Source organism: Rhodoblastus sp. (assembly GCF_019449565.1).
GTDB lineage: Bacteria > Pseudomonadota > Alphaproteobacteria > Rhizobiales > Beijerinckiaceae > Rhodoblastus.
Map to the genome: position 1 here is coordinate 22,906 of NZ_JAGRPM010000081.1, position 15,076 is coordinate 37,981.

A 15,076-nucleotide genomic window follows, 5' to 3' on the forward strand; every position below is an offset into this window, starting at 1 on the left:
CGATCCATCCGGCGCGCGACTCGCAAAACTGCGCTCTTGAATATCACGATATGAAGACTTGTCACTTTTCCGCATCCGCGCCGGCGAATTTCGTAGGTTCGGCTCAGCTTTTAGCGCCAGAACGCAGCCTTTCCTCGACGGCCCGCAGTTCCGCCTCCCGGCGGAAAAGATAGTCCCGGGTGATTGGAAGGGCCTCGAATTTCCTGACCAGCTGAAATTGCAGGACGACACAGCCCTCGTAGCGAAAGGCGCATTCCGAGGCGGCGAGATAGAATTCCCAGATCCGGCAGAACCGCTCGCCAAATATTTCCCGCGCCGCGTCGCGGTTCGCCTTAAAGCGCGCGCGCCAATGTTCGAGCGTCAGCGCGTAATGTTCGCGAAGAACCTCCAGATCGGCCACAGCGAGTCCGGCGCGCGCAAGCGAAGGCGCTATTTCCATCAGGGAAGGAATATAGCCGTCGGGGAAGATATATTTGCGCAGCCAGGAACTGGTCGGCGCGGGAGCTCCTAAATGCCCGATGGTGTGGACCAAGGCCACGCCGTCTTCCGCCAGCAATTCGGCGACCCGCGCAAAGAAGGCGTCATAGTTTTTCGGGCCGACATGTTCGAACATGCCGATCGAAACGACCCGATCGAAACTTCCCCCGACTTCGCGATAATCCTTGAGCGCGAAATGGACCGTGTCCGCCAAACCCGCGCTTTGCGCCCTTTGCCGGGCGAGTTGGAGCTGCTCGCGCGCCAGGGTCACGCCGAGAACCTCGGCGCCGCAGTTCTGGGCGAGATAAAGCGCCAGTCCGCCCCAGCCGCAGCCGATATCGAGAACCTTCTGGCCGGGAGAGAGCGCGAGCTTGGCGGCGATGTGACGTTTCTTGGCCAGTTGCGCGGCTTCGAGGCTGGCCGAGGGCGTCTCGAAATAGGCGCAGGAGTATTGCAGGTCATCGTCGAGGAACAGCCGGTAGAACCCTGCGTCGAGATCGTAATGATGCGAAGCGTTGGCGCGGGCCCGGCCCGGCGCGACGCCGGGTCCCAACCTTTGCCACAGGCTTTGCAGCGTCCGCAGTGCGGTCAGAAGCCCAGGGCCGCCGGGCGCGACGATGTTTCGCGCGCCCAGCGCCAGCAGATTATAGAGATCGCCCAGGATCAGTTCGAACCGTCCATCGGCATAGAGTTCGCCCAAACCCATTTCGGGATCGCGGATCAGCTCCCATTCGGCAGCCTTGTCCGCGAACCGGAGGCCGCAGAACGGCGGCCTGCCATCTCCCACGACAAAGGCAGGACCGGTGGACGTCCGGACCTCCAATGAACCCTTTCGAATAAGCCGCCGCAGAAAATGTTGAAGCAACCAGGACATGGCCTGACCGGACGCTGGGAACTAATCCGCCGATTTCGGCGGGTGGATCTCTTAGAATTCATTTCAGCTGGCGTGCGTTCCCTTGGCCTCTGCCGCTATTTCAGCCGTTTTGGGTGAAACCGCGCCGTATCGGCGCCAAGGTCCTAAAACAGGCAGCTTGCTTATGCCGAAAAAAACGCCAAAAGTGATCCAGCGCAAGGAAGCCGCCCCTCGTTCCATGGTTGGGTGTCGCATCCGGGAAAGGGTTCATCCTTGCCGCAGGTGCAATAAAATTGCGACAAAGTGCCGCTCGCGAGAGCGACAGAAAGTCTGTATAGCAGGCAGTCGCTTGAGGGAATGTTCAGCCGCGACGGGACGCGCCCGCGCGGCGCGTGGTCCAGAGGACAGCGAAGATGCAGTATCGGCAGATTTTCGAAAACGCGATCGGCAAGCTCAAGACAGAACAGCGCTACCGCGTCTTTGCCGATATTGAGCGCGATTCCGAACGTTTCCCGCATGCGATCTGGCGCGACCACAGCGGCGCCGCGCATGACATCACCATCTGGTGCTCCAACGATTATCTCGGCATGGGCGTGAACCCCGAGGTGATCGCAGCGATGAAATCCGCCACCGCCAAGCACGGCGCCGGCGCCGGCGGCACCCGCAATATTTCCGGCACCAGCCATCCGCTGGTCATGCTCGAAGCCGAACTGGCCGATCTTCACGGCAAGGAAGCCGCCCTGGTTTTCACCTCGGGCTGGATTTCCAATCTCGCCGCCATTTCGACCATCGCCGACCTGCTGCCGAACTGCCTGATCCTCTCAGACGCGCTCAATCATAATTCGATGATCGAGGGCGTCCGCCGCTCCTCCGCCGAACGCAAGATCTGGCGCCATAATGACGTCGCCCATCTCGAGGAACTGCTTGCCGCCCAACCGCTGGAGCGCGCCAAGCTGATCGTATTCGAAAGCCTTTATTCCATGGACGGCGATATTTCGCCGATCAAGGAGATCTGCGACCTCGCCGAAAAATACAACGCTATGACCTATATCGACGAGGTCCATGCGGTCGCCATGTATGGCGCGCGCGGCGGCGGCGTCGCCGAGCGCGAAGGCCAGATGCACCGCATCGACGTGATCGAGGGCACGCTGGCCAAGGGCTTTGGCGTGATCGGCGGCTATATCGCGGCGTCGCCGGCGATCTGCGACGCCGTGCGCTCCTTCGCCCCGAGCTTCATTTTCAGCACCGCGCTGCCGCCGGCCGTCTGCGCCGCCGCCGCCCAATCAGTGCGCATCGCCAAGACCCGCCCGGAATTGCGCATGGCCCACCAGCGCCAGTCCTGGCTGACCAAGCACGCGCTCATGCGCGCCGGGCTGCCCGTACTGCCCAATCCGTCGCATATCGTGCCGGTCATGGTGGGTGACGCGCAATTGTGCAAGGCGGCCAGCGACATGTTGCTGGAGCGCCACGGCATCTACATCCAGCCGATCAACTATCCGACCGTTGCGCGCGGCACGGAGCGGCTGCGCATCACGCCGACGCCGCATCACGGAGACGCCCATATCGCCCATCTGGTCGAGGCTCTGGTCGATGTCTGGACAACCTTGCGCATTCCCTTCGCCGAGGTCAGCGACGTTGAGTCGCCCTTCGCCAATGACGCGCATTGCACTTATCCGGCCATGAAACGCGCGGCTGAGTAAGCCGCGCCCCCCTCATCCGGCGCTGACGCGCCACCTTCTCCCGCAAGGGGAGAAGGCACGGATGCATCACTTCTTCAATAACTCCAGCACCGCCCGTGACGGATAGCCATCCGCCTTGGCGACGCCCGACTTGCGCTGGAAGGCGTGGATGGCGAGCCGCGTCACCGGCCCGAAGCGCCCGTCGATCTTGCCGTCATACAAGCCGCGCGCGGTCAGGCCGCGCTGGATCGCCTCGCGCTCGGCCTGATCGAGAGGCTGCGCCTCATTCGGCCATTTTTCGCGCAGAACGGGACGCCCGGCGATCCTGTCGGCGAGGACCGAACCGGCAAAGGCGTAAGAATCCGAAAAATTATAGGCCTTGAGCACGAAGAAATTCTCGCTGAGCAGAAAGGCCGGGCTTGGCGCGCCCGCTGGGAAAAACAGCATGGCCTCCCCGGCGGCTGGCAGCGCGCCGCCGTCGAGCGCCTTGAAACCGGCGCGGGCGAAGGCCGAAAAATCCGCGCGCAGCATCGCATAGTCGAAACCTGCTGGAACCTGCGCCTCGATCAGCGGCGGCAAGCCGGGCCGCCAACCGGACTCCTTCAGGAAATTGGCGATGGAAGCCAGCGAATCCGGCCCGCTCGACCAGATGTCCGGCGCACCCCGACCGTCAAAACTGCGGGCGTATTTCAGATAGGCGGAAGGCATGAATTGCGGATCGCCCATCGCGCCTGCCCAGGAGCCGCGCAATTTTTCGCGCGCGATCCCCCGCTGCATCAGAACCAGACCCGCGACGAATTCCTGGCCATAGACAGGATTGTCCGGGTGCAGGAAGGCGAGCGTGGCGAGCGAGCGCAAGACATCGCGATCGCCGTGCGAGGCGCCGAAATCGCTTTCCATGCCCCAGAGCGCGACGATCATCTCTGGCGGCGCGCCATATTGCGCCGCGATCTGCCGCAGCGGCCCGGCGAATTTGTTGGCGCTAGCCTTGCCCTTGGCGGCCCGCGCGGGCGAGGCCGCCTCTTCGACATAGGTTTTCAGGGGCCGCACGAATTCGCCCTGAGCGGCGCGCTTCCCGGCCAGAGATTGATCGACGGTCAGCCCCGACGCGACTGAATCGAAAATTTCAGCAGACACGCCCGCCGCCCGCGCAGGGGCGCGCAGGCTTTCCACGAAAGCGCCGAAATCGCCCGCGCCCTGTCCAAATGCCTCTCTCAGAGCCGGAACCGAGGCGAGACTGGCGGCGAAGACAAGAAATTCACGGCGTTTCATGCGGGACGACCTTTTGCCGCTTGGCGGATTCCGCCAGGGCGATGCCTGCAAGGCCCAGCGCCATGGCCCCGGCATGATAGAGGTGAAACGGCTCGCCAAGCAAAACAATCGCGAAAATGGCGCCGAACAGCGGCGTGAGATTGGAGAAGATGCCGGCGCGGCCCGGTCCGATCAGCTCCACCGCCCGCATGAAGAACAGCTGGCTGAGCAGCGAGGGCGCCAGAGCGACGAAGAGCACCAGGGCAAACCCCTTGCCGCTCGGCCAATAGGCGCGGCCCAGCGCGATTTCCGCCGCCAGAAAGGGCAAGGAGGCCGCGAAGGCCGCGAGCGCCATGCCGGCGAAGAAGACCAGGGGCGGCAGATGCGGGCGCCCACGCAAGGCGATGGTATAGCCGGCGTAAAGCGCGCAGGCCGCGAGCATCATCAGGTCGCCAAGATTGAACGACAGGTCGCCGAGATGGGCGACGTCGCCACGCGTGGCGATCAGCCCGACGCCCAGAAAGGAGACGGCCATGCCCGCGATCTGGCGCGGCGTGACAGGCTCGCCTTTGAAAAGAACCGCTCCGGCGAAGACCATCGGCGGGATCGCGCCCTGCAACAATGTGATGTTCACAGCGCTGGTCCAGTAGCCGGCGAGATAGAACAGCACATTGAAGCCGGTAAAGCCGCACAGGGCCATGGCGGCCAGAAAACGCCAGTTCCGCCGCAACTCGGGCAGATGCGCCAGAAAGGGCGCGCGGACGATCGGCAGCAGCACGGCGCAGACAAACAGCCAGCGCAGAGCGACCAGGGTCATGGGCGCAACCGCGCCGACCGCCGCGCGGCTGACGACGCCATTGGCGCCCCACATCGCCGTGGTCAACACGAGCAGAAGGACCGCGCGTTCATTCAGGCTCCGCGCGGCCCGGCCGAAGAATGCGCGCAATTCGGACGCTTTCCAAAAGAGGATCGGGCGTGGACCTTGGCCAAGAATCGCCCTGCCGTCCAGCGGAAGAGCCTTGCAAACGCGGCAAGTCCCATTGGCGATCGCGGCAAGCGCCTTTGGCATGAGCCAATCGCCGAAAAGGCCCTGGCGGAAAAAGCGCCTGAACTTGGTCGAAAAAAATACGCAATCTCTCGCGCATCATGCGGCCCCGCTTCGGCCTCCCGCGCTTTGAGTCCTTTCATGCTCCCCATTTTTCTCACCAAATTTTCGCTCCCTAAACATTCGCTCCCCAAGATTTCCTTTGCCGCTCTTTCCCTTGTCGCTCTTTCCGGCGCCGCGCCGGCGCTCGGCGCCGAACTCGACGCCGCCTCGCGGATCGACTCCGTCACGCTTTATCCCGACGCCGCCGTCGTGACCCGCGTCGCTGAAATCGCTTTGCCGGCGGGCGAAAGCCGTCTCGTCTTTCATGGCCTGCCGGGCGGGCTCGACCCCACGACGCTGCGAATCGGCGGCGAGGGCGACGGGCGCCTCGTTCTGGGCGCCGTCGATGTCCGCAAGGCGCCCGCCGCGACCGGCGAGAGCGCGTTCGACGCGCAAATCAAGGCTCTCCGCGCCGAGCGGGCCGCAGCGCAGGTTAAAATCGACGCGCTCGCGGCGAAACAGGCGATGACCCAGCTCTACGCCCAGTCGGGGCCGGACAGGCAAGGGGAAAAGGGCCTCAAGCCCGAGGACTGGAACACGGCCTGGGACGCCGTCGGCGTCGCGCTGGCCAAAAACGGCGAGGCCTTGCGCGAGGCGCGCGCGGCGGGCGAGGAGATCGACGCCCGCATCAAGGCGCTGGAAGCCGCCCGCCCGGCGCAAGCGCCCAAGGGCGCGGCCCGTGACGTCACGCTCGACGTCGAAGCTCCGGCCGGCGGCAAATTCCGCCTCGCCGTGACCTATCGCGTGGCCGGCGCGCGCTGGACGCCAGCTTACGAGGCCCATCTGACCACTGGCGGCAAGGACGGCAAACCCCAGCTCGAACTCAAGCGTCGCGCGGTCGTGACGCAGGCCACCGGCGAAGACTGGACCGACATCGCCTTGACGCTCGCAGCCTTCCGCGCGACCGGAGCCGTCGCCGCGCCGGAAGCCGTCCCGCGAATCATCGCCTTTTACGAGCCGCCGGTCGCGCGTCCTGTCGCGGCGGAGGCGCGAAACGCGACAGTCGCCGCCGCCCCGCCTCCACCTGCGGACGCGGCTCCGGCGCCGGCGCTCGCCAAGGCCGAGACACGGCAGGCGCAGCTCGAATCCGGGGCCTATCAGGCGAGCTTTCTCGCGCCGGGCCGCGTCAGCCTCGCCGCCGACGGTTCGGCGAAAAATATCGCGCTGGCCTCGCAAAGCCCGCAGGCGGAATTGTCCTGGCGCATGACGCCCGCGCTCGACCCGCGCGCCTTCCTCTCTGTCCATTATGTCAATGGCGAGGAAGCGCCGCTGCTGCCCGGCCCGGTCGCGATCTATCGCGACGGAGCCCTCATCGGGCAGGAGCGGCTGCCGCTCGTCGCGCCGCATGAGGCGGGCGATCTCGGCTTCGGCGCGGACGAGCGCGTCACCGTCCAGCGCACGCCGGTCAAACGCAAGGAAAACGAACCCGGCTGGTTCGGCCAGACCAAGGTCGAGACGCGGGAATTCAAGACGATCGTGCGCAATCTGCACGACTTCCCGATTAACGCCGTCGTCACCGACCAGACGCCTTTTTCGGAGAATGCGGCGATCGTCGTCGAGACCTTGCCGCAGACCACGCAGCCCGACGAAAAAGACCCGGACGGCAAACGCGGACTGCTGCGCTGGCGCTTCGCTCTTGGCCCTGATCAAAGCAAGGAAATCCGCCTTGCCTACCGCATGAAATGGCCGGCTGACCGCGAGGTTGTCCTCCCCTGAGCGGAAGCGGGGCCGCTAGTACCGATTAAGACGTAGGAACGCCCCTCCCAAAAGGGCCGATTCGCCGGAAGGAGTTCATGCTAGCTTTGTCATGTTTCAACACAGATTTTTCCAAATCGAGACGCGCCAAAAAAACTTTCTGGAGCGGGACGACATTGTAGACGGCATTCACAAGCGGGCTGGCTCGCCAACGGGAGACAAATATGCCGGTTGCACTCGTGGTCGAGGACGAGCCCGAGATCTCGGCATTTGTCATTGCCGCGTTCAGGCAGTTCGGCTGCGATGCTTTTGCGATTGAATCTGTTGACGACGCTTTGACCATTTTGGAAACCTCCAGCGATATTTCCGTCCTGTTCATCAACCTCGCGGAACAGCGCGATGAACTCGAGCTGGCGCAGATCGTTTCGAGACAGTGGCCGAAAATCAAGCTCGTCCTGCTGTCCGCCCGGCTGGACAGTCTGCGCGCCCTGCCGCCAGCCATTTTCATGACCAAACCCACCAATCCCGCCGCGATCATCGCCATCGTCAAGCGCGTCACGAACGAGACCGGACAGGTCCGGCCGCAAGGCAAGCCTCTCCACTGAAGGGAATTAGCGCGGCGGATGTTTGCAAGGCGTCAACCTTTCGCCCTTAGGTTGCGGCGTCTCCGAGCCCGCCAGACCCTCGCGCCAAGGACCCTCCATGACCGCGCTTTGCCGTTTTTCCCTGCTCGCCAGTCTTTTCGTCCTGCCCGCGCTCGCGCCCGGCCTGGCGCGGGCCGCCGATATCTCGCTCGACAATGTCGCGCTGCCGACCGGCGAAAAATCGAAAATCGCCTTCAAACATATCGAAATCACCGACACCAATCTGACGCAGGAAGAAGCGGCGAAGCTTTTTTCCGGCGCGGCAACCAATGAAGAGGCCGCCGCGCTGATCGGCAAGTTCAAGGCCGCCCGCATAACCATTCCCGAGGCGACGGCGACGTCGGACAAGCCCGGCGCGGTCGTCTTTCACGACTTCAAGGCCGAAGGGGTGGACCAGGGCGCCGTCGCGCATCTCACGCTCGGCGGCGTGGACGCGGATCTTCCTGTCGAAACGGGCGGCAATCTCACCTTCAAGAGCCAGCCCCTGACCGTGGACGGCGTGCAGATCCTGCATCTGGCCGACGCTATCCGGACCCGTGAGGCGAAGACCGCCACGCCCCGCGTCGCCCATGTGTCGTGGAGTGGCTTCGACCTCAGCATTCCGGACAAGGACACCCCCGCCACGGCCGACGGCGGCAACCTGATCCGCCTGCATCTCAACTCGGCGACGGTGGACCAGAGTTTCGACGGCGACGCGCCGCTCAAGAGCCGTTTCGCCGTCAATGGCCTGAGCCTTTTCCTGCCCAAGTCCTCACAGAGCGGCGCGATGCTGACGGCGCTGGGCTATGACAAGATCGACGCCTCGCTCAAAGTCGATGGAAGCTATGATCCGGCCAAACAGATCTTCTCGCTCGACGATTATCTGATCGAGGCCGCCAATATCGGCTCGATCGAGCTGCGCGGCCAGGCGTCGGGCCTCGACAGGGCGGCTTTCGGCGGCGACGCCAAGGCCAAGAGCGCCGCCATGGAAGCGGCTGCGCTCCAGTCGCTCGAACTCCGCATTGTCAATTCCGGCGCGCTGGACAAGGCCGTCGCCATTGCCGCCCTTTCGGCCAGCAAGACGCCCGACGCCGTCAAGAAGGAGTGGAGCGCCCTCGTCGCGCAAGGTCCGCTGATGATGCCGGACGCACCCGCCGCCGCCGCCATTTCGCAAGGCCTCGTCAATTTCATCGCCAATGGCAAGAGCTTGACGCTGAGCCTGAAAGCGAAGGCGCCCGCGCCGAAATTCGCGGAGCTGGAGGGACTGGAAGCGCCGCAGCAGGCTCTTGCCCGTTTCGACGTCACCGCCGTCGCCGAAGGAACCGCCCCCGCCCTGGCCATCCTCGCCACACCGACGCCGCCGGCGCCTGACGCCCAGGCGCCCGCCGACGCAGGGAAATTGACGGGGCTCGCCGCCTGGAGCGCCCTCGTCGGCAACACAATCACGGGCAAGGATTCGGAGGGCTCCCCGCTCAGCGAGTTCTATGCCGCCGACGGCTCGGTGAAGCAGCTGGACGACGATGAAGTCGCCACCGGAAAATGGGCCATGCGAGGCGACAAGGCCTGCTTCATCTTCGCCGGCGAGAAGGAAGAGACCTGCTACGCGGTCGAGGTCGCGGGGAACGTCGCCACCTTCTTCGACGAGGACGGCGACGGCAAACGCTACAAAATCCTCAAGGGCAACGCCAAAAATCTCTGACGCCAAAAATGACTGAGGGCGCCATTCCAGCCTTCGCCCCCATCGGGCGGAGGCTTTTTTTTTGGCGGTCGAGGCGACAGGCAAAGCCGCAATTCCGCCAATATGGATGCTTAGCGCTTCGGGGGCTCTGGCGCGTCCCGGTTGAGGACGGGCGCCCGCAATCGGTTTGAGTGCTGTATTTGAGCTTCAACCCGGCCTATTATGGGTTTGATGACAAGGAAATCGACCATTCAGCGCCGCATGACCGCAGAACCGCCCGTCGTGACCTATGTGAAGTCGGTCAATGATACGCCGGGCGGCCGCCAGCAGCCGGAACCGACGAGCCCTATCCATTTGGAATCCTTTACGCCCCGCCGATCCGCCTGGAGTCTTTTGCGGCAACCCTCGCTTTGGCTCCAGACGCTTCAGGAGGCCGATCTCGAACTGGTGCGAATCCTCTCCCGCACGGCGCATTCCTCAATCGGGCGGCTCTGCGCGATCGGAATCAGCAAGCTTGGCAATGGCTGGGTTTACATCCCGCTGGCTATCGTGATTCTCGCCTGCTGGGGCCTGTCCGGCTACAAGCTGATCCTCTTCGGCTGCATCAACGCGGGCGTGACGCACAGCCTCTATCCGCTGCTCAAGCGACGCTACCGCCGCCGCCGCCCCTTTCTCATCGACCCCGAGCTGTCGTCCCTGCTGGCCACGCTCGATGAACATTCCTTCCCCAGCGGCCACACCATGACCATGACCGCCGTGCTGACGCCCATCGTCATGCTCTGGCCGTCCTTCGCTATTCCGGCGGCGCTGATGCTGCTCTGCCTGGCCTGGTCGCGGGTCGCGACCGCCCACCATTACCCCAGCGACGTGATCGCGGGCGGCTTGCTGGGATTTGGCCTCGGCTATCCAATCGCCCTGGGCCTGATCGCGATCTGGTAGGGCCGCGCCGGAAGCGCCGCGGTCCCGCGGCGCCCGCCAAATCAGGAAGCGGCGCGCCGCGCCATCATGTCTTCATAAACCGCGCCAATGCGCTCAATATGCCGCGCCATGGTCGGCGGGTCTGACCAGAAGCGCTCATAGGACGCAACCGACATTTTCCTGATCAGATCGTCATCTTTAAGCAGTTCGAGCTTGATCGCCAGATCGTCGGCGTCCTGGCTCTTGAACCAGAAGCCGGTTTCGCCATCCGCCACCTCGTCGCGGCCGGCGCAGACGTCGGACACGATGATCGGCAAGCCTGTCGCTTTCGCTTCCAGAATGGTCAAGGGCTGGCCTTCATACCAGAGCGAGGGAAACACCAGGGTGCGGGCGTCGCGCATCAATTGCTTGACCTGCGCCGGCGATCGCCAGCCCAGAAGCTTCGCTTCCGGGTAACGCGCGCGAAGCTCGCCGGTGGACGGGCCGTCGCCGGCAAAGACCGGCGTCACCCCGGCCTTGCGCGCCGCCTCGGCGAAAAAGAACGGGCCTTTTTCGGGCGACAGCCGTCCGACGAAAAGAAAATCGCCCTTGGCCGGCTCGGGCTTGCGTCCGAGGTCTTCCGCATCGATGGGGTTGGAAATGCGATGCATGCGCGCGCCCTTCGGCACGCGCGGCGACACAATCGCCGATTGAAAATCCGAGATGACGATATAGTCCGAGAAAAGCTCCGGCATATGCGCCGCGTCATTCATTCCCAAATGCCGGAAGCAGCGCCAGAGCTTGCTTTGATAATTGCGGTTGTCGCAATTGGTCGTCCAGCAGGCGGTGGATAGCGGCTCCAGATGGCAGACGCGGTTTTGCGAATAGTCGTAGAAGCCGCCATTCGGGCAGTACAGAAAATATTCGTGGAAGGTGTAGAGCGCGGGAACGCCAGCCGCGCGGACCGCGGGCGCGAAGGAGCCCGACATAGCCTTCGCCCAGCCATGGACGTGAACGATGGTCCGATCGCGCGGCAGCCGCGCCAACAGCTTTTTCATCTCGCGCGCGGCGGTAAAATTCCAAATCCCCTGAACCGCGCCCGCCGCCTTGGACGGATTGCCGATCAGATCATATTGGCCAAGGCAGACGGTTTCGACGCCCGCATCCGTCAGGCGCTGATCCACTGGCCCGGCCGAAGCGAATATGATCGGTTCATAGCCGGCCTCTTTGAGTCCAATGGCGCTTTGCAGCGCGACCTTCGCCTGACCGCCCGTGATCGAGGCATGATCGATCACGATCACAATATGGAGCTTTTCGCTCATTGGTTTCGAGACCTTCCTGGCGCGCCGTTCCGTGCGCCACCCTAGCGCCAAAAGTTTTTATTCTTCATTGCGGCTCACGGCGCAGCGGCGGCGCGATCCGCGCCCGGCGGCTGCGGCAAGGAAGCATTAAACGGGATCCGCTAAGCTGGTCGCGGACCTCTCGCCGGAGCCGCGATGACAGATGCACTTCTCCAAAACCCGTCGTCCCGCACCTTCGATATCCGCAAGATCGTCGCGGATCTGGGCTATCCGTCGCATTGGAATTGGTGCTGGGAGAATTACAAGCCGACCGTGATCGAACTGTCGCGCGCTCGCGGATTGCGCCGTCACCTCGAAATCGGCGCCGGCCGCGACCCCCTGTTCCAACCCGGCGAGGCCGCCCAACTCGGACTGGATATTACGCTCAACGATATTTCGGCGCATGAACTTTCGCTGGCGCCGTCCGGCTATGGCAAAGTGGTCTGCGATATCGCCTCGCCGCAGGCGCCGGATATTCTGGGACGCGACAAATATGATCTCGTCTATTGCCGGATGGTCATGGAGCATGTGCCCAATGTCGCGGCGATGTGGCGCAATATCAACGCCATTCTGGCGCCGGGAGGCGTCGCCTTGGCCTTTTTCCCGACGCTTTACGCCGCGCCCTATGTGCTGAACAGCCTGATGCCGGAAAAGCTGTCGCGCTTTCTGCTGGAGACGATCTTTCCCGAGCGAAAGCAGGATGGCGGCGATCCAAAATTTCCCGCCTATTATAATTACTGCTTCAGCAGCGAAGCCAGGATGATGCCGATGCTGCGCCAGGCGGGCTTTTCCGAGGCGGTCATCCTGCCCTTCTGGGGATATGCCTATTTCTCGAAGTTTCCGGGCGTCAAACAGGTCGACGCCGCCTTCAATCGTCTGGCGGAACGCCGCGACTGGCGCTCCGTCTCAAGTTTCGCCTATGTAATCGCGACCAAATAGGCGCGAGGCCAAAAAAAAGCCTCGCCCGAAATCCCGGGCGAGGCTGAAAAGGCCAGATTGGGCTTGAGGTCAGACTTCCGTCATGACCTTGGCGACGCATTCGCTGACGTAATCGATGTTCTTCTCATTCAGCGCCGCGACGCAGATGCGGCCGCTGTCCAGCGCATAGACCGCGTATTTTTCGCGCAGCGCGATGGCCTGCAGCGCCGTCAGGCGCGAATAGGAGAACATGCCGTTCTGGCGAGTGATATAGGAGAAGTCGCGGCCCGGCAGGCGCTCCGAAAGCTTGTCCGCCAGCAGCTTGCGCATCTTCTTGATGCGCTCGCGCATGCCGCCCAGTTCCTCATCCCATTGCTTGCGCAGGGCCGGATCGGCCAGCACCAGAGCCGCCGAAGCCGCGCCATGGCCCGGAGGCGACGAATAGGTGATGCGGGCGATGCGCTTGAGCTGGCTCAGCACGCGCGTACGCTCCGCCGCGCTGGCGGTGAGCACGCTGAGCGCGCCGACGCGCTCGCCATAAAGCGACAGCGACTTCGAGAAGGAGAAAGACACGAACAAAGGCCCGCCGTCCGACGCGAACAGCCGCACGGAAAAGGCGTCCGCCTCAAGCCCCTCCGCAAAGCCCATATAGGCCGTGTCGAGGAAAGGCGTCAGGCCGCGCTCGCGCACCATTTTCGCGATCTGGCGCCACTGGTCATGCGACAGGTCGAGGCCGGTCGGATTGTGGCAGCAGGCGTGCAGCAGCACGATGTCGCCCGCCGGAATGGCCGAGAGCGTGTTGATGAGGCCGGCGAAATCCAGTTCGCCGTCAGCGCCGTAATAGGGATAGGTTTCGACTGTGAAGCCGGCGGCGCTGAAGAGGGCGCGATGGTTTTCCCAGCTCGGATCGCTGATCCACACCTTTGCGTTCGGCGCAATCACGCGCAGCAGCTCCGCGCCGAGCTTCAGGGCGCCGGTGCCGCCGAGCGCCTGCACCGTCGCGACCTTGGCGAGATCCGCCGAATCCGCGAAAACCATCTGCGCCACCGAGGCGTCATAGGCCGGCAGCCCGTCGATCGGCACATAGGTGTGGGGCGCGGTCTTGGCGAGCAGGGCTTCTTCCGCCTGCTTCACGCAAGCCAGCAATGGCACCTTGCCGTTCTCATCCTGATAGACGCCGACGCCGAGATTGACGCGATGGGGCGCCTTGTCGGCGACAAAGGCTTCGGTGAGGCCCAGGATCGGATCGCGGGGAAGCTCCTGAACATTTGCGAAAAGGCTGTCTTGCATGGATGCGCTCGGCTTTGTTTTGCGATTGGCCGCTTGTTAGCGCATTTTGGGGATGAAAGGCCAGTTGCATTTCCGCCCAATAGATTTTCGGGCAATGCGGAAAGGGAACAAGCCGAAGCGGGCCGGGTTACGCAATTGTAATCCGGCGTTAAGAGCTTCGCCCTCTTTCAGCCACGGTTACTGGTCCCTATATGTTCCTGTCGGCGGCCGGCTTATGCGGCCGCTTCGGACGCGCCGCGGTTGGGCGTTCGGCTTAGGAGGGTTTGATGGCTGCTGCGTTACCAATTTTCGCAGGCGATAACGGCCTGTCCCGCTATCTCGATGAAATCCGGCGTTTCCCGATGCTGGAGCCCCAGGAGGAATATACTCTCGCCAAGCGTTGGCGCGAGCATTCCGACTCGGACGCCGCGCATCGTCTCGTCACCTCCCATCTCCGGCTCGTGGCCAAGATCGCCATGGGCTATCGGGGCTATGGCCTGCCGATCGGGGAAGTGATCTCCGAGGGCAACATCGGCCTGATGCAGGCGGTGAAGCGGTTCGAGCCGGAAAAAGGCTTCCGCCTGGCCACCTATGCCATGTGGTGGATCCGAGCCTCGATTCAAGAATATATTTTGCGTTCCTGGAGCCTTGTGAAACTCGGCACCACCGCAAACCAGAAAAAACTGTTCTTCAACCTGCGCAAGGCCAAGAGTCAGATCTCCGCCTTCGAGGACGGCGACCTGCGGCCTGAAAACGCCGCGGCCATCGCCACCAAGCTTGGCGTGAGCCAGCAGGAAGTGCAGGAAATGAACCGCCGCCTGAGCGGCGACGCCTCGCTCAACTCGCCGCTGCGCGAAGACGGCGACGGCGAATGGCAGGACTGGCTGGTCGACGAAAGCTCCAGCCAGGAGAGCATATTGGCCGAATCGGAAGAATCGGCCAATCGCCGTGCGGCGCTGGCCTTGGCGCTCGGCGTGCTGAACGAGCGCGAGCGCCGGATCTTTGAAGCGCGCCGCCTGTCCGAGGATCCGATGACGCTGGAGGACCTCTCCACCGAATTCGGGATTTCGCGCGAACGCGTGCGGCAGATCGAGGTGCGCGCCTTCGAGAAGGTGCAGCAGGCCGCCCGCGAAGGCGTCGCCCGGGTCGAAGCCGCCCCGCGCCCGCTACGGCTGACCCCACCGCCCGCCGCCGCTCCGGCGCCGGCTCGGGTCTGAACGCTCCGCCCGGTACGGACCACATGAATGAG

12 protein-coding genes are annotated in these 15,076 nt (G+C 63.6%); 7 read left to right on the forward strand and 5 right to left on the reverse strand.

Features of this window, described 5'->3' with window-relative positions:
- Positions 1-103: 103 nt before the first annotated feature.
- The gene (locus QZ409_RS18150; RefSeq protein WP_296714092.1) at positions 104-1,183 is read right to left on the reverse strand and encodes a cyclopropane-fatty-acyl-phospholipid synthase family protein; all 1,080 of its coding nucleotides are present in this window, start codon (positions 1,181-1,183) and stop codon (positions 104-106) included.
- A gap of 560 nt (positions 1,184-1,743) precedes the next feature.
- Here QZ409_RS18150 and hemA point away from each other — a divergent pair.
- Positions 1,744-3,030, forward strand: a complete 1,287-nt coding sequence (gene hemA / locus QZ409_RS18155) for a 5-aminolevulinate synthase (protein WP_296714094.1) — start codon at positions 1,744-1,746, stop codon at positions 3,028-3,030.
- Between the two features lie 66 nt (positions 3,031-3,096).
- Here hemA and QZ409_RS18160 read toward each other — a convergent pair whose 3' ends face one another.
- Positions 3,097-4,281, reverse strand: coding sequence for a lytic murein transglycosylase (locus QZ409_RS18160; protein ID WP_296714096.1), 1,185 nt, complete (start codon positions 4,279-4,281; stop codon positions 3,097-3,099).
- A complete protein-coding gene (locus tag QZ409_RS18165) occupies positions 4,268-5,206 on the reverse strand; it encodes a DMT family transporter (protein WP_296714099.1) in 939 nt (312 codons plus the stop codon). The genes QZ409_RS18160 and QZ409_RS18165 overlap by 14 nt, the downstream gene beginning before the upstream one ends.
- 240 nt (positions 5,207-5,446) lie before the next feature.
- On the opposite strand from QZ409_RS18165, the gene QZ409_RS18170 reads away from it, so the two are divergent.
- From QZ409_RS18170 to QZ409_RS18185, 4 genes are all read left to right on the forward strand, one after another.
- Positions 5,447-7,123: a mucoidy inhibitor MuiA family protein gene (locus QZ409_RS18170; RefSeq protein WP_296714103.1), complete on the forward strand. Its 1,677-nt coding sequence runs from the start codon at positions 5,447-5,449 to the stop codon at positions 7,121-7,123.
- A 218-nt stretch (positions 7,124-7,341) separates the two neighbouring features.
- Entirely contained in the window at positions 7,342-7,707 is a 366-nt protein-coding gene (locus QZ409_RS18175; protein ID WP_296714105.1) for a hypothetical protein, read from the forward strand.
- 97 nt (positions 7,708-7,804) lie between these two features.
- Positions 7,805-9,424, forward strand: a complete 1,620-nt coding sequence (locus QZ409_RS18180) for a hypothetical protein (protein WP_296714108.1) — start codon at positions 7,805-7,807, stop codon at positions 9,422-9,424.
- Between the two features lie 240 nt (positions 9,425-9,664).
- Entirely contained in the window at positions 9,665-10,342 is a 678-nt protein-coding gene (locus tag QZ409_RS18185) for a phosphatase PAP2 family protein (RefSeq protein WP_296714109.1), read from the forward strand.
- Between the two features lie 41 nt (positions 10,343-10,383).
- Here QZ409_RS18185 and QZ409_RS18190 read toward each other — a convergent pair whose 3' ends face one another.
- A complete protein-coding gene (locus QZ409_RS18190; RefSeq protein ID WP_296714111.1) occupies positions 10,384-11,622 on the reverse strand; it encodes a glycosyltransferase family 4 protein in 1,239 nt (412 codons plus the stop codon).
- 174 nt (positions 11,623-11,796) lie between these two features.
- Here QZ409_RS18190 and QZ409_RS18195 point away from each other — a divergent pair, with 174 nt between their 5' ends.
- Positions 11,797-12,579, forward strand: coding sequence for a class I SAM-dependent methyltransferase (locus tag QZ409_RS18195; protein ID WP_296714112.1), 783 nt, complete (start codon positions 11,797-11,799; stop codon positions 12,577-12,579).
- A 69-nt stretch (positions 12,580-12,648) separates the two neighbouring features.
- On the opposite strand, the gene QZ409_RS18200 is transcribed toward QZ409_RS18195, so the two are convergent.
- Positions 12,649-13,848: an amino acid aminotransferase gene (locus QZ409_RS18200; RefSeq protein ID WP_296714117.1), complete on the reverse strand. Its 1,200-nt coding sequence runs from the start codon at positions 13,846-13,848 to the stop codon at positions 12,649-12,651.
- Positions 13,849-14,114: 266 nt separating this feature from the next.
- Here QZ409_RS18200 and rpoH point away from each other — a divergent pair, with 266 nt between their 5' ends.
- Entirely contained in the window at positions 14,115-15,044 is a 930-nt protein-coding gene (gene rpoH / locus QZ409_RS18205; protein WP_296714120.1) for an RNA polymerase sigma factor RpoH, read from the forward strand.
- The last annotated feature ends 32 nt before the right edge of the window (positions 15,045-15,076 follow it).

What these genes read in the sequence shown, in the direction of transcription:
- QZ409_RS18150 (WP_296714092.1), bottom strand. Translation starts at nt 1,183, where the DNA reads ATGGGTTTGGGCGAACTCTATGCCGATGGACGGTTCGAACTGATCCTG.
- hemA (WP_296714094.1), top strand. Translation starts at nt 1,744, where the DNA reads ATGCAGTATCGGCAGATTTTCGAAAACGCGATCGGCAAGCTCAAGACA.
- QZ409_RS18160 (WP_296714096.1), bottom strand. Translation starts at nt 4,281, where the DNA reads ATGAAACGCCGTGAATTTCTTGTCTTCGCCGCCAGTCTCGCCTCGGTT.
- QZ409_RS18170 (WP_296714103.1), top strand. Translation starts at nt 5,447, where the DNA reads ATGCTCCCCATTTTTCTCACCAAATTTTCGCTCCCTAAACATTCGCTC.
- QZ409_RS18180 (WP_296714108.1), top strand. Translation starts at nt 7,805, where the DNA reads ATGACCGCGCTTTGCCGTTTTTCCCTGCTCGCCAGTCTTTTCGTCCTG.
- QZ409_RS18185 (WP_296714109.1), top strand. Translation starts at nt 9,665, where the DNA reads ATGACCGCAGAACCGCCCGTCGTGACCTATGTGAAGTCGGTCAATGAT.
- QZ409_RS18190 (WP_296714111.1), bottom strand. Translation starts at nt 11,622, where the DNA reads ATGAGCGAAAAGCTCCATATTGTGATCGTGATCGATCATGCCTCGATC.
- QZ409_RS18195 (WP_296714112.1), top strand. Translation starts at nt 11,797, where the DNA reads ATGACAGATGCACTTCTCCAAAACCCGTCGTCCCGCACCTTCGATATC.
- QZ409_RS18200 (WP_296714117.1), bottom strand. Translation starts at nt 13,848, where the DNA reads ATGCAAGACAGCCTTTTCGCAAATGTTCAGGAGCTTCCCCGCGATCCG.
- rpoH (WP_296714120.1), top strand. Translation starts at nt 14,115, where the DNA reads ATGGCTGCTGCGTTACCAATTTTCGCAGGCGATAACGGCCTGTCCCGC.